Annotated in this window: 16 protein-coding genes; 10 read left to right on the top strand and 6 right to left on the bottom strand. The window is 66.7% G+C overall.

The window, feature by feature from the left end:
- The first annotated feature begins 56 nt into the window (after positions 1-56).
- Positions 57-1,037: an LLM class flavin-dependent oxidoreductase gene (locus tag A8M77_RS26820; RefSeq protein ID WP_086924595.1), complete on the top strand. Its 981-nt coding sequence runs from the start codon at positions 57-59 to the stop codon at positions 1,035-1,037.
- A 10-nt stretch (positions 1,038-1,047) separates the two neighbouring features.
- Here the strand turns inward: A8M77_RS26820 and A8M77_RS26815 are convergent, their stop codons facing one another.
- Positions 1,048-2,676 (bottom strand): WS/DGAT/MGAT family O-acyltransferase, encoded by a 1,629-nt coding sequence (locus A8M77_RS26815; RefSeq protein WP_086924574.1) that lies wholly within the window; start codon positions 2,674-2,676, stop codon positions 1,048-1,050.
- Positions 2,677-2,808: 132 nt separating this feature from the next.
- Between A8M77_RS26815 and mnmA the strand changes: the two genes are divergently transcribed.
- On the top strand, positions 2,809-3,918 hold the full coding sequence (mnmA, locus tag A8M77_RS26810; protein WP_086924573.1) for a tRNA 2-thiouridine(34) synthase MnmA: 1,110 nt from the start codon (positions 2,809-2,811) through the stop codon (positions 3,916-3,918).
- 7 nt (positions 3,919-3,925) lie between these two features.
- Here the strand turns inward: mnmA and A8M77_RS26805 are convergent, their stop codons facing one another.
- The 3 genes from A8M77_RS26805 to A8M77_RS26795 are packed head-to-tail and all read right to left on the bottom strand — an operon-like array spanning position 3,926 to position 5,611.
- A complete protein-coding gene (locus tag A8M77_RS26805) occupies positions 3,926-4,411 on the bottom strand; it encodes an NUDIX hydrolase (RefSeq protein ID WP_086924572.1) in 486 nt (161 codons plus the stop codon).
- A 4-nt stretch (positions 4,412-4,415) separates the two neighbouring features.
- Positions 4,416-4,850: a DUF4019 domain-containing protein gene (locus tag A8M77_RS26800; protein WP_086924571.1), complete on the bottom strand. Its 435-nt coding sequence runs from the start codon at positions 4,848-4,850 to the stop codon at positions 4,416-4,418.
- 32 nt (positions 4,851-4,882) lie between these two features.
- Positions 4,883-5,611: a response regulator transcription factor gene (locus A8M77_RS26795; protein WP_086924570.1), complete on the bottom strand. Its 729-nt coding sequence runs from the start codon at positions 5,609-5,611 to the stop codon at positions 4,883-4,885.
- Between the two features lie 199 nt (positions 5,612-5,810).
- On the opposite strand from A8M77_RS26795, the gene A8M77_RS26790 reads away from it, so the two are divergent.
- The 5 genes from A8M77_RS26790 (at position 5,811) to A8M77_RS26770 (ending at position 11,317) form a co-directional block, all read left to right on the top strand.
- The gene (locus tag A8M77_RS26790) at positions 5,811-6,926 is read left to right on the top strand and encodes a Re/Si-specific NAD(P)(+) transhydrogenase subunit alpha (protein ID WP_086924569.1); all 1,116 of its coding nucleotides are present in this window, start codon (positions 5,811-5,813) and stop codon (positions 6,924-6,926) included.
- 24 nt (positions 6,927-6,950) lie between these two features.
- Positions 6,951-7,265, top strand: a complete 315-nt coding sequence (locus A8M77_RS26785; protein ID WP_086924568.1) for an NAD(P) transhydrogenase subunit alpha — start codon at positions 6,951-6,953, stop codon at positions 7,263-7,265.
- Positions 7,266-7,269: 4 nt separating this feature from the next.
- Positions 7,270-8,757 carry an NAD(P)(+) transhydrogenase (Re/Si-specific) subunit beta gene (locus tag A8M77_RS26780; protein ID WP_086924567.1) on the top strand — a complete coding sequence of 496 codons (1,488 nt, stop codon included), beginning with the start codon at positions 7,270-7,272 and terminating at the stop codon, positions 8,755-8,757.
- A gap of 98 nt (positions 8,758-8,855) precedes the next feature.
- Complete coding sequence (locus tag A8M77_RS26775) at positions 8,856-10,532, top strand: long-chain-fatty-acid--CoA ligase (RefSeq protein WP_086924566.1); 1,677 nt, start codon at positions 8,856-8,858, stop codon at positions 10,530-10,532.
- 11 nt (positions 10,533-10,543) lie between these two features.
- Positions 10,544-11,317: a 5'-methylthioadenosine/adenosylhomocysteine nucleosidase gene (locus A8M77_RS26770; protein ID WP_086924565.1), complete on the top strand. Its 774-nt coding sequence runs from the start codon at positions 10,544-10,546 to the stop codon at positions 11,315-11,317.
- Here A8M77_RS26770 and corA read toward each other — a convergent pair.
- The gene (gene corA, locus A8M77_RS26765) at positions 11,310-12,296 is read right to left on the bottom strand and encodes a magnesium/cobalt transporter CorA (RefSeq protein ID WP_086924564.1); all 987 of its coding nucleotides are present in this window, start codon (positions 12,294-12,296) and stop codon (positions 11,310-11,312) included. The genes A8M77_RS26770 and corA overlap by 8 nt on opposite strands.
- A gap of 451 nt (positions 12,297-12,747) precedes the next feature.
- Between corA and hpf the strand changes: the two genes are divergently transcribed.
- The 3 genes from hpf (at position 12,748) to hprK (ending at position 14,629) form a co-directional block, all read left to right on the top strand.
- A complete protein-coding gene (hpf, locus tag A8M77_RS26760) occupies positions 12,748-13,074 on the top strand; it encodes a ribosome hibernation-promoting factor, HPF/YfiA family (protein ID WP_086924563.1) in 327 nt (108 codons plus the stop codon).
- Between the two features lie 93 nt (positions 13,075-13,167).
- On the top strand, positions 13,168-13,635 hold the full coding sequence (locus A8M77_RS26755) for a PTS sugar transporter subunit IIA (protein ID WP_076999479.1): 468 nt from the start codon (positions 13,168-13,170) through the stop codon (positions 13,633-13,635).
- Between the two features lie 34 nt (positions 13,636-13,669).
- A complete protein-coding gene (gene hprK, locus A8M77_RS26750; RefSeq protein WP_086924562.1) occupies positions 13,670-14,629 on the top strand; it encodes an HPr(Ser) kinase/phosphatase in 960 nt (319 codons plus the stop codon).
- Here hprK and fur read toward each other — a convergent pair.
- Positions 14,626-15,045, bottom strand: a complete 420-nt coding sequence (fur, locus tag A8M77_RS26745; protein WP_086924561.1) for a ferric iron uptake transcriptional regulator — start codon at positions 15,043-15,045, stop codon at positions 14,626-14,628. The genes hprK and fur overlap by 4 nt on opposite strands.
- Positions 15,046-15,123: the final 78 nt, after the last annotated feature.

The raw sequence follows: 15,123 nt of genomic DNA, 5'->3' as shown, positions 1-15,123 counted from the left end.
CCGCAAATGGGCCTGCGCGAGCGGGATTGACGGGTTCGCGCCATGATCCGCCGATCATGCCGCCCTTCTCCATCCTCGACCTTTCCCCCATCACCGACGGCAGCGATGCTGCGCAGTCCTTCCGCAACTCCCTCAGCCTCGCCCAGCATGGTGAGCGCCTCGGCTACCAGCGCTACTGGCTCGCGGAGCACCACGGCATGCCGGGCATCGCGAGCGCGGCGACGGCGGTGCTGCTGGCGTACGTGGGGGCGGGGACCTCGACCATCCGCATCGGCGCCGGCGGGGTGATGCTGCCCAATCACTCGCCGCTGGTGATCGCCGAGCAGTTCGGCACGCTGGAGTCGCTCTACCCGGGCCGCATCGACCTGGGCCTGGGCCGCGCACCGGGTTCCGACCAGCGCACCGCGCGGGCCCTGCGGCGCGACCTGCAGTCGGATGCCGACCAGTTCCCGCAGGACGTGGTCGAACTGATGGACTTCATGTCCAAGGAGCCGCAGCAGCCGGTGCGTGCTGTGCCGGGCATGGGGCTGGAGGTGCCGATCTGGATTCTCGGCTCCAGCACCTTCGGCGCCCAGCTGGCGGCGCACCTGGGCCTGCCCTATGCCTTCGCTTCCCACTTCGCGCCGCAGCAGCTGATGCAGGCGATCCGCATCTACCGCGACACCTTCAAGCCCTCGAAGCAATTGGCCAAGCCCTACGTGATGCTCGGCTTCAACGTGTTCGCGGCCGAGACCGACGAGGAGGCCGTGTTCCGCTCGAGCTCGTGGCAGCAGGCCTTCGTCAACCTGCGCAGCGGCAGGCCGGGGCGGCTGCCGCCGCCGGTGGAGAACTATCGCGCCCGCATCGGGCCGGCGGAGAACGCGCTGCTCGATTCGGTGCTGTCCTGCGCCGCGGTGGGGTCACGCGAGACGGTGCGAGCCGGCGTGCAGGCCTTCGTCGAGCGCACCGGGGCCGACGAGCTGATGATCACCTCGCAGGTCTTCGACCACCAGGCCCGGCTGAAGTCCTACGAGATCCTGGCCGGACTGCGGGACTGAAGGCGCGCCCTCAGTTCAAAGGGGCGGCTCGCTTCGATGATGCGGCGGACTTGCGAGGCGCTGCTGCCGGACGCGCGGCCTTGGCCGCAACCTTCTTGGCGACCACCTTGGGCGCGGCGCGCTTTCTGGCCGCGCGCTTGGGCGCCGCAGCAGCAGGCGCGGTGGCCGGTGATGCAGTCGCTGGTGCGGCGGCGGTAGCCGCGGGCACCGTGTCCTTCGCCTTGTCGCCCACGATCAGCCCGTACAGCTTGCGGTGCTCCGCCACCACGTAGTCGCCCAGATCCGCGACGTCAGGCACGGCCCGCCGGCAGGCCGTGAGGCCGAATTCGAGCGCGCCGTTGTAGCTCTGCACCGTCATGTTGAGCGCGAGCCCGTGGCCCGGGATCGAGACCGGGAAGTAGGCCGCCACCTTGGCCCCCGCGAAGTAGAGCGCGAAGGAGGGCCCCGGCACGTTGGAGATGGCCACGTTGGCAGCCGGCGGCAGCTTGTCGGCCAGGCCCGAGCGGCCGTAGAGCGAGGCCAGCCCCGACATCAGCGACGGCACCCCGAGCGAGGGAAAATCCGTCGGGATCGCCGCCTTGACGTTGCCGCTGAGCTTCTTGCCCTCGCTCGACGATTCGTGGATGGCCGCGAGCCGCTCCAGCGGATCGGTGATGTCGGTCGCCAGGCTCACCAGCATCACCGACACCTGGTTGTTGAAGTCGGTGTTGCCTTGCTCGCGCAGCGACACCGGCACGCCCGCGACGAGCGGCTTGTCGGGCTTGCAGCCGTAGTCGGCGAGGTAGCGCTTGAGTGCCCCGGCGCAGATGGCCAGGACGATGTCGTTGAGGCTGGTGTCGGTGGCCTTGGACATCTGCTTCACCTCGGCCAGCGACACCGTGCGCGCCGCGAAGGAGCGCTGGTTGGTGATCGAGACGTTCAGCGGTGTCCTCGGTGCGGTCCGCAGGCTCTTGGGCAGTTTGAAGCCGCCGCCCCGGCCCGCCGCCTCGGACCACGAGCCCAGCACGCTGCCGATGGCCTTGGCCGTGGCCGGGATCGACTGGATCAGCTTCACGTACTGCTGCACCGTGTTGCTGAGGGCGGCCGTGGCCAGCTCAGCCATGCCCAGCTGCGAGGACTCGGCCCGGCGCGTCGCGCGCGGCGGTTTCACCGGAGCCGGTGTCTCCGAGATGTCGAACAGCGCCTTGGCCACCGCCACGCCGGCCTGGCCGTCGATGGCGGCATGGTGCATCTTGCTGTAGAGCGCCACCTGGCCGGTCTGCAGGCCCTCGATGATGTGGATCTCCCACAGCGGGCGGCTGCGGTCCAGCAGCGAGGAGTGCAGGCGCCCGACCAGGCGCTCCAGCTGCGCCATGGTGCCGGGCCGGGGCATGATCACGTGGTGGATGTGGTGGTCCAGGTCCAGGTCGTCGTCGTCCAACCAGACCGGGTTGGCGAGGTCAAAGGGCATCATGGCCAGCTTGCGAACGAAGACCGAGGCCAGGTGCAGGCGGCCACTCAGGTACTTCTTGGCGTCCTCGGCGAAATCGCCCTCGTAGCCGGGCGGCAGATCGATCAGCTGCAGGCTGCCCACGTGCATCGGCTGCTCGGGCGTCTCGAGGTGCAGGAACGAGGCGTCCATGCCGCTGAGGTGATCCATAGGTGCTCCTTCCGGGTCGGGCGTTGCAGTGTGAACCTCGGCGCCCCTTCTTTCAAACTTCTTTGGCGGCCGCTCTTCGGTGATTACCCGGACGCGGGCACCGGCTTGGCCGGCCTGGGACAATCGCCGCCCATGGACAAGCAGCGCATCGTGGTGGGCCTGAGCGGCGGGGTGGACTCCGCGGTCACGGCGCACCTGCTCAAGCAGCAGGGCCACGAGGTGGTCGGCATCTTCATGAAGAACTGGGAGGACGACGACGACAGCGAGTACTGCTCGTCGAACATCGACTTCGTCGATGCCGCCAGCGTGGCCGATGTGCTGGGCATCGAGATCGAGCACGTCAACTTCGCGGCCGACTACAAGGACCGGGTGTTCGCAGAGTTCCTGCGCGAGTACCAGGCCGGCCGCACGCCCAATCCCGACGTGCTGTGCAACGCCGAGATCAAGTTCAAGGCCTTCCTCGACCATGCGATGCGCCTGGGCGCCGAGAAGATCGCCACCGGTCACTACGCACGCGTGCGCTTCGATCCGGCGACCGGCCGCCATGAGCTGCTCAAGGGACTGGATCCGGCCAAGGACCAGAGCTATTTCCTGCATCGCCTGAACCAGCAGCAGCTGGCGAAGACGATGTTCCCGGTCGGCGAGCTGCACAAGACCGAGGTGCGCCGCATCGCCGACGAGATCGGCCTGCCCAATGCGAAGAAGAAGGACTCCACCGGCATCTGCTTCATCGGCGAGCGGCCCTTCCGCGAGTTCCTCAACCGCTACATCTCGAAGGAGCCTGGGCCCATCCGCGACGATCGGGGACGACGCATCGGCGAGCATCAGGGTCTGAGCTTCTATACGCTGGGGCAGCGCCAGGGGCTGGGCATCGGCGGGGTCAAGCCGAAGGGCGCGCCGCGCGGGGGCGGCGAGCATGCGCCCTGGTTCGTCGCACGCAAGGAGCTCGAAAGCAACACGCTGTGGGTGGTGCAAGGCCATGACCACCCGTGGCTGCTGTCGCCGGCCCTGGATGCGGACGACGCCAGCTGGGTGGCCGGCGAGGCGCCGGCCGCGGGCGCCTACGCCGCGAAGTCGCGCTACCGCCAGGTCGATGCGGGCTGCACTCTTGCCGAGGGCGCTAACGGCGCCTTCCGGCTGGCCTTCGCCGAGCCCCAGTGGGCCGTCACGCCGGGACAGTCGGCGGTGCTCTACGACGGCGAGGTGTGCCTGGGCGGTGGCGTGATTGCCCGGGCAGGCTGACGTCCTCTCAGGCCTCGTCCTCGCCGGCCACCGAGGCATCGATGTGAATCAGATCCAGCGGATGGCGATGCCCGGCGAGATAGTCGTCCACGCACTGCATCAACAATGGGCTGCGGTGCCGCGACCGGCTGGCGCGCAACTCATCCGCCGTCATCCAGAGGGTGCGCACGATGCCATGGTCCAGTGCCCGGCCCGGCTCTCGCACGCCCAGGGCGCCTGTGAAGGCAAATCGCATGTAGGTGACGTCCTCGCCCCGAGCACCACGCTGGCGCGCCATGTAGATGCCCACCAGTGCGGTCGGCGTGAAGTGGTGGGCGGTTTCCTCCAGCGTTTCGCGCGCGCAGCCTGCAGCCGGCGACTCGCCGGGATCGAGGTGGCCGGCGGGCGAATTCAGCCGCAGGCCGTCGCTGGTCTCTTCCTCGACCACCAGGAAGCGGCCGTTTTGCTCGATCACTGCCGCAACGGTGACGTTGGGCTTCCAGCGATGCGCCATGGGCTCAGCGCAGCACGTAGCCCGAGAAGCGCCAGACCCGGTCCTCGCCCAGCTGGAAGGTCACCAGCTCGCGCACCGTGGCGTTGGCCTTGTTGGCGAAGCGCGTCTCGTACTCGATGCTCACGTACTGGCCGGCCAGGTCCGGGTCGCCGTCACCCACCACCTGGCGGTTGATCGCGACCCATGTGCGCTGCTGTGCGGCGCCCAGCGGAGCGCGGGCCTTGGCGACCTGGTTCACGAAATCGACGCGGGCGACGCGCTTGCGGGCCGCGGCGGTGGCGCCGTCCCAGAGCTCGCCTGTCTTGTTCTGGTCGATCATCTGGATCGCCTGGAGTCCGCCGCGCACCAGGTCGCTCGGCTCGGCGTCCTGCGCAAAAGAGAGTGGCAGCCAGCCGGTCAGCAGGATGGCGGCGAACAGGAAGCGGATGACGCGATTCATGGTGAAAGGACTCCTTGGGTTGACAGCATTGCTCATTCTGCGGCGTCGGCTGTGGGATAGGGCGAATCGTTCCAGTCGTTGCCGAGGAATTCGAGCCGGTAGCCCATGCCGTAGACCGAGGCGAGCACCATGCCGTTGTCCGGGCGCAGCTCCATGCGCGCTCGCAGCCGAGACACGTGCGTGTCGAGCGAGCGGGAATGGCGCTCGAGATCCTGGCCCCAGACTGTGCGGATCAGGTGCTCGCGCGAGAGCAGCCGGCCGATATTGCGGAACAGATAGAGCGCAAGTTCGTACTCGCGATGCTTGAGCCGCACCGGCACGCCGCGCAGGCTCAGCGTGCGCGCAAGGGGGTCGAAGTGGTAGGGGCCGCAGACCAGTTCCTTGTCGAAGCGGGTCGGGTAGGCGCGACGCAGCAGGGCCTGCACGCGCGCCTGGAGCTCCGCGCGACCCAGGGGCCTGAGCATGAAGTCGTCGGCACCCGACAGCAGGGACGCGATCAGGTCGGCCTTGTCACGCTGGGCGGCGACCAGGAGCAGCGGCATCCGGTTGCCGAAGCGGTCGCGCAACCATTTCACCAACTCGGGCCCCTGGAGATCCGGCGGACGCCAGTCGAGCAAAAGCAGGTCGTAGCTCGTGACGCGCAGTCCGCGCAGCAGTGACTGACCATTGGCGAATGCGTGGCACTCGTGACCGATCGTCGTCAACATGCGCTGGATCCACCTGGTCTCGCGCGGCTCGTTGTCGAGCGTCGCTATTCGCATGGCATCCCCCTGAAAATTCTTGATCTGTCGCGCCGGCCTTCCGCGTGCCGGTCGCTGTCGAGGGGGCAACTGTACAGGAAGCGTTGGGCCTGCGCGATCATTCCGCGCCTCGAAACGCATGGGGGCAGCGCCAGCCCCTGCGGCTGTCATCTTCATGTAAGCTCGGCCCGAATTCCAACGCTGCCCCGAGGAGAATCCCATGCTGATAGGCGTGCCGGCCGAGACTGTGCCCGGCGAAACCCGAGTGGCCGTGACATCGGAGACGGCCAAGAAACTCACGGCACAGGGACATACCGTGCGCGTGCAGTCAGGCGCCGGCGTCACTGCCGCCATCACCGATGCCGCCTACCAGGCTGCTGGAGCCGAGATCACCGACGCGGCCGGTGCCTTCGCCTGCGAACTCGTCCTCAAGGTGCGCGCCCCTTCCCAGGCCGAGCTCCCTCTCCTGAAGCCCGGCACCGTCGTCGTGGGCATGCTCAACCCCTTTGACGCCGAGGGCCTGCAGCGCCTGGCAGCAGCCGGCCTCACCAGCTTCGCCTTGGAAGCCGCCCCCCGCACCACCCGTGCCCAGAGCATGGACGTCTTGTCCTCCCAGGCCAACATCGCCGGCTACAAGGCCGTCATGATCGCCGCGGACAAGTACCAGCGCTTCTTCCCCATGCTCATGACCGCCGCCGGCACCGTCAAGGCTGCCCGAGTCGTCATCCTCGGCGTGGGCGTGGCCGGCCTGCAGGCCATCGCCACCGCCAAGCGCCTGGGCGCCGTCATCGAGGCCAGCGACGTGCGCCCCTCCGTCAAGGAGCAGGTCGAGTCCCTGGGCGCCAAATTCATCGACGTCCCCTACGAAACCCAGGAAGAGAAGGAAGCCGCCGAAGGCGTCGGCGGCTACGCCAGGCCCATGCCCCAGAGCTGGCTCGACCGCCAGAAGGCCGAAGTCGCCAAGCGCGTCGCCCAGGCCGACGTCGTCATCACCACCGCCCTCATCCCCGGCCGCCCCGCCCCTGTCCTCGTCACCGAGGACATGGTCAAGGCCATGAAGCCCGGTAGCGTCATCGTCGACCTCGCCGCCCCCCAGGGCGGCAACTGCCCGCTGACGGAGCCCGGCCAGACCGTCATCAAGCACGGCGTCACCCTCGTGGGCGAGACCAACCTTCCCGCCCTGGTGGCCGCCGACGCCTCCTCCCTCTACGCCCGCAACGTCCTGGACTTCCTCAAGCTCGTCCTGCCCAAGGAAGGCGGCTTCAAGATCGACCTGGAAGACGACATCGTCGCCGCCTGCCGCATGACGCAGGACGGCCAGGTCACCCGCAAGTAAAGCCGAACGAGGAGAAACAGCACCATGGATCCCGTCTCCCACACCGTCATCAACCTCATCATCTTCGTGCTGGCCATCTACGTGGGCTACCACGTCGTGTGGACCGTCACCCCCGCCCTGCACACCCCCCTGATGGCCGTCACCAACGCCATCTCCGCCATCGTCATCGTCGGGGCCATGCTGGCCGCGGCGCTGACCACCGGCTGGTTCGGCAAGAGCATGGGCGTCTTGGCCGTGGCCCTGGCCGCGGTCAACGTCTTCGGCGGCTTCCTGGTCACCCGGCGCATGCTGGAGATGTTCAAGAAGAAGGACAAGAAGCCTGCGAAGGCGGGGGAGTGACGCGATGTCGATGAATGTCGTCACCCTGCTGTACCTGATCGCCAGCATCTGCTTCATCCAGTCCCTCAAGGGCCTGAGCCATCCCACCACCTCCATCCGGGGCAACATCTTCGGCATGGTCGGCATGGCCATCGCCATCCTGACCACCGCCGCGCTGATCGTGCAGCTCTCCGGCGGCAAGGCCGCCGGCATGGCCTGGGTGCTGCTCGGCCTGGTGGTCGGCGGCGGCTACGGCGCCTACCGCGCCAAGACCGTCGAGATGACCCAGATGCCCGAACTGGTGGCCTTCTTTCACAGCATGATCGGCCTGGCCGCCGTCTTCATCGCCGTCGCCGCGGTGGTCGAGCCCTGGGCCTTCGGCATCACCCCGCCTCCGGTGGCCGGCGTCATCGGCGCCGCCACCCCCGAGGGCACGATGCTCATCGACGGCATCGCGCGCTACGCCATCCCGGCGGGCAACCGGCTGGAGCTGTTCCTGGGCGCGGCCATCGGCGCCATCACCTTCAGCGGCTCCGTCATCGCCTTCGGCAAGCTCTCGGGCAAGTACAAGTTCCGCCTGTTCCAGGGCGCGCCCGTGCAGTTCAAGGGCCAGCACATGCTCAACCTGGTGCTGGGGCTGCTCACCATCGCCCTGGGCCTGGTGTTCGTCTTCACCGAGAGCTGGACCGCCTTCTTCCTGATGCTGGTCTTGTCCTTCGTGATGGGCGTCCTGATCATCATCCCGATCGGCGGGGCGGACATGCCGGTGGTGGTGTCCATGCTCAACAGCTACTCGGGCTGGGCAGCCGCGGGCATCGGCTTCAGCCTGAACAACGCCATGCTGATCGTGGCTGGCAGCCTGGTGGGCTCCTCGGGTGCGATCCTGAGCTACATCATGTGCAAGGCGATGAACCGCTCGTTCTTCAACGTGATCCTGGGCGGCTTCGGGGGCGAGGCGGCTGCGGCCACGGGCGGCGCCAAGGAGCAGCGGCCGGTCAAGAGCGGCAGCGCGGACGATGCGGCCTACATGCTGAGCAATGCCGAGACGGTGATCATCGTGCCGGGCTACGGCCTGGCGGTGGCGCGGGCGCAGCACGCGGTCAACGAGCTGGCGCAGAAGCTCACCGAGCATGGCGTGACGGTGAAGTACGCCATCCACCCGGTGGCCGGGCGCATGCCGGGGCACATGAACGTGCTGCTGGCGGAGGCGGAGGTGCCCTACGACCAGGTGTTCGAGATGGAGGACATCAACGGCGAGTTCGCGCAGGCCGACGTGGCGATCATCCTGGGGGCCAACGACGTGGTGAACCCGGCGGCGCTGCAGAAGGGCACGCCGATCTACGGGATGCCGATCCTGGAGGCGTACAAGGCCAAGACGGTGATCGTGAACAAGCGAAGCATGGCCGCCGGTTATGCCGGGCTGGACAACGAGCTGTTCTACATGGACAAGACGATGATGGTCTTCGGCGATGCCAAGAAGGTGGTCGAGGACATGGGGAAGGCCATCGAGTAGACAAGCGGGGCGCCAAGGCGCCCGCCGCCCGGCGCTTTCGAAGCCCGGGCGGCGCTCTTGCGAGCAGAACCCAAGAATTCGTTTGAGGAGACACATCCATGACAGACCGTCCCTGGCTCAGCAGTTACCCGCAGGGGGTGCCGGCCGACATCGACGCCTCAGGCTACACCTCGCTGGTGGGCATCATGGAGGAGAGCTTCAAGCGCTTCGCCGGGCGCACCGCCTACAGCTTCATGGGCAAGGACCTGAGCTACGCCGACGTCGACAAGGCGAGCCACGCCTTCGCCGGTTACCTGCAGGGTCTGGGCCTCGGCAAGGGCGAGCGCGTGGCCGTCATGATGCCCAACTGCCTGCAGTACCCGATCGCGGTCTGCGGCATCCTGCGCGCCGGCCTGATCCTGGTGAACGTGAACCCGCTGTACACGCCGCGCGAGTTGGAGCACCAGCTCAAGGACTCCGGCGCCAAGGCGATCGTGATCATGGAGAACTTCGGCAACACGCTGCAGCAGTGCATCGGCGCCACGCCGGTCAAGCATGTGGTGCTGAGCGGCATGGGCGACCGCCTGGGCCTCCTCAAGGGCGCGCTGGTGAACTACGTGGTGCGCAATGTCAAGAAGATGGTGCCCGAGTACAGCCTGCCGGGCGCGGTGCGCTTCAACGATGCGCTGGACAAGGGGGCAGGGCGCACCCTGCAGCCGGTGGCCGTGGGGCCGGACGACGTGGCGGTGCTGCAGTACACGGGCGGCACCACCGGCGTCTCCAAGGGCGCGGTGCTTCTGCACCGCAACGTGATCGCCAACGTGCTGCAGTCCGAGGCCTGGAACGACCCGGTGATGCAGAAGGTGCCGGCAGGCGAGCAGCCCACCAGCGTGTGCGCGCTGCCGCTCTATCACATCTTCGCCTTCACGGTGAACATGATGCTGAGCATGCGCACGGGCGGCAAGCTGATCCTGATTCCCAATCCGCGCGACATCCCGGCCGTGCTCAAGGAACTGTCGAAGCACACGTTCCACAGTTTTCCGGCGGTCAACACCCTGTTCAATGGTCTGGCGAACCATCCGGACTTCAACACCGTCAACTGGAAGAACCTCAAGATCTCGGTTGGCGGAGGCATGGCGGTGCAGGGCGCCGTGGCCAAGCTGTGGCTCGAGAAGACCGGCTGCCCGATCTGCGAAGGTTATGGCCTGTCGGAGACTTCGCCATCGACGACCTGCAACCCCACCAACAGTACCGCGTACACCGGCACCATCGGCGTGCCGCTGCCGAGCACCTGGCTCAAGCTGCTGGACGACGACGGTCATGAGGTGCCGCTGGGCCAGCCCGGCGAGATCGCGATCAAGGGCCCACAGGTGATGGCCGGCTACTGGCAGCGCCCCGACGAAACGGCCAAGGTCATGACCGCCGACGGCTACTTCAAGTCCGGCGACGTGGGCGTTGTGGACGAGCGCGGCTACTTCAAGATCGTCGACCGCAAGAAGGACATGATCCTGGTCTCGGGTTTCAACGTGTACCCCAACGAGGTCGAGGACGTGGTGGCTCAGGTCCCCGGCGTGCTCGAATGCGCAGCCGTGGGCATCGCCGACGACAAGACCGGCGAGGCCGTCAAGCTGGTGATCGTCAAGAAGAATCCCGATCTCACCGAGGCCCAGGTGCGCGAGTTCTGCCGTGCCAATCTCACGGGCTACAAGCAGCCCAAGGTGATCGAGTTCCGCACCGACCTGCCGAAGACGCCGGTGGGCAAGATCCTGCGCCGCGAGCTGCGGGATAAGAAGTAGGGCGTTCCGGCATGGCGGCACCGGTCGCGATCGTGGCGGCCATGCAGGAGGAGCTGGGCGCACTGCTCGCCGCCATGCCCGACGAGCGGCGCGTGCGCGTCGCTGGCCGCGAGTTCTGGGTTGGCCACCTGCAGGGCCAGTCCGTGGTGGCGGTGCTGTCGCGCATCGGCAAGGTCGCTGCGGCCACCACGGCCACCGTGCTGCTCGAGCGCTTCGGCGTACGCGCCATCGTCTTCACCGGTGTCGCAGGCGGCTTGGCGCCCCAGGTGCGGGTGGGGGATGTCGTGGTGGCGAGCCGACTGCTGCAGCATGACCTGGATGCGTCGCCGATCTTTCCGCGCTACGAGGTGCCGCTGACCGGCCATGCGCGCTTCGCGACCGACACCGCAATCAGCGACGCGCTGGCCACTGTGGCCGAGAGGCTCTTGCGCGATCCGGTGGCGTTACTGGGCCAGAAGGTGGTGGACGATTTCGGGCTGCAGGCACCGCGCCTGCATCGCGGCCTGGTGGTCAGCGGCGACCGCTTCATCGCCCGGGCGGCCGACAGCGAAGCGCTGCGCCACGACCTGCCCGATGCGCTGGCCTGCGAGATGGAAGGGGCGGCCGTGGCCCAGGTCTGTCACGATTTCCGCGTGCCCTTCGCTGCGATGCGGACGATCTCGGACCGCGCCGACGACCAGCCCCATACCGATTTCCTGCGCTTCGTCGCCACGGTGGCCAGCCGCTACAGCCTCGCATTGATCGAGGCCTGGCTGGCCGGGTTGTCCGAGTGCCGCGCTACTTGAGCCAGCCGCGCCGGCGGAAGTACCACATCGGCACCAGCGCACTGGCGATCATCAGCACGATCGCGTACGCATAGCCGTACCCCCATTCCAGCTCCGGCATGAGCTTGAAATTCATGCCGTACACGCTCGCGATCAGCGTCGGCGGCAGCAGCGCCACGCTGGCCACCGAGAAGATCTTGATGGTCTTGTTCTGGTTGATGTTGATGAAGCCGACGGTGGCGTCCATCAGGAAGTTGATCTTGTCGAACAGGAAAGCCGTGTGGTTGTCCAGCGACTCGATGTCGCGCAGGATCTGCCGCGCCTCCTCGAACTGCTCGGCGTTGAGCATGCGGCTGCGCATCATGAAGCTGACCGCGCGGCGCGTGTCCATCACGTTGCGGCGGATGCGGCCGTTCAGGTCTTCCTGCCGTGCGATTGCAGCCAGCACCTCGCCGGCCAGCTCGTCGCTCACGTTGCCTTCCAGCACCTTCTTGCCAGCGACCTCGAGTTCGTCGTAGATGTTCTCCAGCGAGTCGGCCGAGTACTCGGCATCGGCGTCGAAGAGCTTCAGCAGCACCTCCTTCGCGTCCTCGATGAGCCCGGGCGCGCGCCGGGCGCGCATGCGCACCAGGCGGAACACCGGCACGTCCTCGTCGTGGATCGAGAACAGCACGCCGCGGCTGCGCAGTTCGGTGTTGTGCTGGTTGAGGATGAAGGCCACGCGCACCGAGCGCGGGTTCTCGTCGTCATCGATCAGGAAGTCGCTGCGCACGTGCAGCTCGCCGTTGTCTTCCTCGTAAAAGCGCGCCGACTCCTCGATGTCCTCGTCCATTGCGTCCTCGGGGATGGACAGGCCGTAGTACTGCTTGATCCAGCGCTTTTCTTCCAGCGTGGGCGCTTCGAGGTCGACCCAGATCGGCTGGAACTTCGACAGTTCTTCCAGCGCCTCGATCTCTTCCTGGACGAGGCGGCCGTTGGCAAGCGTGAAGATGTTGAGCATGGCTCGCTCCCGTGGGGCTTTTGGCGATTGGCGAGGGTTCGGGGCGCTTTCAAATCCCTGGCCAACAACGCGTCACCGGGGAGTTGAAAGCTGCCGAGGCGGAACGGTTTCCATCTGGAGTCTCCGGTTGCAGCGAGGCGCGATTATGTCACCGGGCCCTTTCATTTATCTGGCAAACATGGATGGGCATCCAGTGGCGTCGCAGGTCCTGGAGCACAGGGCGCGGCCTTTTGGACTACTGAATCGATAGCTGCCAGGGCTTGACCCTACGGGGGCGCTGGGGTTTGCGCTCGGAGGGATTGCAATTCGATGACAGCATGGGCATAGTGAACCGACAGTCCTCTCTCATCCTTCTCTTTCTTCTCCCCTCACCCCCTTCGATTTCGCCGGCCAGGCTTCACCTCCATGAAGCAGGGTCTTTTCCCCAACCGTCAATTCCAGGAGGTCATTCATGAATTTGACGATCAGCGGTCATCACCTCGACGTCACCCCCGCGCTTCGCAGCTACGTCACGAGCAAGCTGGACCGAATCACTCGACATTTCGACCAGGTGGTCGATGTCAAGGTGATCCTTACGGTGGAGAAGCAGAAGGAAAAGGAAGGCCAGCGCGCCGAATGCAATATTCACGTCAAGGGCAGTGACATGTTCGCCGAGTCGAGCCACGCTGATCTCTATGCCGCCGTCGACGCGCTCGTCGACAAGCTCGACCGCCAGGTCAAGCGGCACAAGGAACTGGTCAAGGACCATGTCCACGCGGCACCCAAGCGCGTGATGTAGTGCCACTTCGGGCAAACACTCTTGCGGGCCGCCTTCGGGCGGCCCTTTGCTTTTTGCGGCGCGGGTGCATAATCGCCCCCGCCCCGCTCCACCATGAATCGACTCGCGTCCATCCTGCCGCCCGCTCAAGTCCTCGTGAGCGTCGATGCCACGAGCAAGAAACGAGCTTTCGAAGAAGCCGGCTTGCTGTTTGAAAATCTGCACGGCCTGGGTCGCGCGCTGATCACGGACAGCCTGTTCGCCCGCGAGCGCCTCGGCTCCACCGGGCTGGGTCATGGGGTCGCCATTCCGCACGGGCGGATCAAGGGCCTCAAGTCCCCGATGGCCGCCGTGTTCCAGCTGGAAAACCCGATCGGCTTCGATGCGCCGGACGAGCAGCCGGTGGTGCTTCTGATCTTCCTTCTGGTGCCCGAGGCGGCAACCCAGAAACATCTGGAAATACTCTCCGAGATTGCCGAGTTGCTCAGCGATGCCGGCCTGCGCGAGCAGATCAAGTCCAGCAAGGACGCCGCGCAGCTGCACGCGCTGATCGCAGGATGGCAATCGGCCCAGGTCGCTTGACGCAGCGCCTCATTCGCCCGGGACCGTCTGGCGCATGAAGCCGACCGTCATCAGCGCCGACGCGATGTTCGAGGAGTTCCGCGGCTCGCTCCGATGGGAGTGGCTGGCGGGCCTGGGCGCCTCGGAGCGGCAGTTCGATCCCGGCGTCATCAGCCGGGCCCAGTCCGCCGCCGATCTGGTCGGCTACCTCAACTACATCCATCCCTACCGCGTACAGATCCTTGGCGCGCGCGAAGTGGCGTACCTGACGCGCGGCTCGCCCGAGGACTGCGTGCGGCGCATCGCCCGCATCGTGACCCTGGAGCCGCCCATGCTGGTGCTGGCCGACGGCCAGGCCGCGCCCGACCAGTTGCTGTCGATCTGCGAGCGCGCGCAGTTGCCCCTGTTCGCGACGCGGGAATCCTCCGCCTTCGTGATCGACCTGCTGCGCGCCTACCTGTCCAAGCACTTCGCCGAGCGCACCTCGATGCACGGCGTATTCATGGACATCCTGGGCATGGGCGTCATGATCACCGGCGAGTCGGGGCTCGGGAAGAGCGAGCTGGGGCTGGAACTCATCTCCCGCGGCAACGGCCTGGTGGCCGACGACGCGGTCGACCTCTACCGCATCAACCAGGCCACGCTGGAAGGGCGCTGCCCCGACCTGCTGCAGAACCTGCTGGAGGTGCGCGGCATCGGCCTGCTGGACATCCGCGCGATCTTCGGTGAGACGGCCGTGCGTCGGAAGATGCGGCTCAAGCTCATCGTGCACCTGGTGCGGCGCGACAGCTTCGAGCGCGACTACGAGCGCATGCCTTCAGCGCCGCTGACCCAGGACGTGCTGGGCATCCCGGTGCGCAAGGTGATCATCCAGGTGGTGGCCGGCCGCAACATCGCGGTGCTGGTGGAGGCCGCCGTGCGCAACTCGATCCTGCAGTTGCGCGGCATCGACACCTACGCCGATTTCGTGGCCCGCCACCACAAGGCGATGGAAGGCGCCAGGGACGACGACTAGCGTTTGCTCGCGCAGTCGGCACACAGACCATAGAGGGACATGGCGTGGTCCTGCAGGATCCAGCCCTTGTCCTTCGACACCATCTGCTGGCGCTGCTCGATCTCCGGGTCGTAGAACTCCTCGACCTTGCCGCAGCCGGTGCACACCAAGTGGTCGTGGTGCTTGCCCTCGTTGAGCTCGTAGACCGCCTTGCCGCTCTCGAAGTGGCTGCGCTCGAGGATGCCGGCCTGCTCGAACTGCGTCAGCACGCGGTAGACGGTCGCCAGGCCGATGTCCGAATGCTCGTTGAGAAGCACCCGGAACACGTCTTCCGCCGTCATGTGGCGCTGGCCGCCGTTCTGGAAGATCTCGAGGATCTTGAGGCGCGGCAGCGTGGCCTTGAGGCCGGTGTTCTTGAGTTCGTCGATGTTGCCCATGATGCTTCCTGCGTCCGTCCCTGAAAGGGCCGACAAAGGGCCAGCCGCTACAATGGCTCGATCATATCGCTTGCCCTC

The organism is Variovorax sp. JS1663 (genome assembly GCF_002157355.1).
Classification (GTDB): Bacteria; Pseudomonadota; Gammaproteobacteria; order Burkholderiales; family Burkholderiaceae_C; genus Variovorax.
This window is presented reverse-complemented; position numbering and strand designations above follow the sequence as displayed.

Bases quoted from the DNA above. Each gene is read 5' to 3' on its own strand.
- fur (WP_086924561.1), bottom strand. From the start codon at position 15,045: ATGGGCAACATCGACGAACTCAAGAACACCGGCCTCAAGGCCACGCTG.
- A8M77_RS26770 (WP_086924565.1), top strand. From the start codon at position 10,544: ATGGCGGCACCGGTCGCGATCGTGGCGGCCATGCAGGAGGAGCTGGGC.
- A8M77_RS26795 (WP_086924570.1), bottom strand. From the start codon at position 5,611: ATGCGAATAGCGACGCTCGACAACGAGCCGCGCGAGACCAGGTGGATC.
- A8M77_RS26820 (WP_086924595.1), top strand. From the start codon at position 57: ATGCCGCCCTTCTCCATCCTCGACCTTTCCCCCATCACCGACGGCAGC.
- corA (WP_086924564.1), bottom strand. From the start codon at position 12,296: ATGCTCAACATCTTCACGCTTGCCAACGGCCGCCTCGTCCAGGAAGAG.
- A8M77_RS26800 (WP_086924571.1), bottom strand. From the start codon at position 4,850: ATGAATCGCGTCATCCGCTTCCTGTTCGCCGCCATCCTGCTGACCGGC.
- A8M77_RS26790 (WP_086924569.1), top strand. From the start codon at position 5,811: ATGCTGATAGGCGTGCCGGCCGAGACTGTGCCCGGCGAAACCCGAGTG.
- A8M77_RS26805 (WP_086924572.1), bottom strand. From the start codon at position 4,411: ATGGCGCATCGCTGGAAGCCCAACGTCACCGTTGCGGCAGTGATCGAG.
- A8M77_RS26815 (WP_086924574.1), bottom strand. From the start codon at position 2,676: ATGGATCACCTCAGCGGCATGGACGCCTCGTTCCTGCACCTCGAGACG.
- A8M77_RS26780 (WP_086924567.1), top strand. From the start codon at position 7,270: ATGTCGATGAATGTCGTCACCCTGCTGTACCTGATCGCCAGCATCTGC.
- A8M77_RS26785 (WP_086924568.1), top strand. From the start codon at position 6,951: ATGGATCCCGTCTCCCACACCGTCATCAACCTCATCATCTTCGTGCTG.
- hprK (WP_086924562.1), top strand. From the start codon at position 13,670: ATGAAGCCGACCGTCATCAGCGCCGACGCGATGTTCGAGGAGTTCCGC.
- A8M77_RS26775 (WP_086924566.1), top strand. From the start codon at position 8,856: ATGACAGACCGTCCCTGGCTCAGCAGTTACCCGCAGGGGGTGCCGGCC.
- mnmA (WP_086924573.1), top strand. From the start codon at position 2,809: ATGGACAAGCAGCGCATCGTGGTGGGCCTGAGCGGCGGGGTGGACTCC.
- A8M77_RS26755 (WP_076999479.1), top strand. From the start codon at position 13,168: ATGAATCGACTCGCGTCCATCCTGCCGCCCGCTCAAGTCCTCGTGAGC.
- hpf (WP_086924563.1), top strand. From the start codon at position 12,748: ATGAATTTGACGATCAGCGGTCATCACCTCGACGTCACCCCCGCGCTT.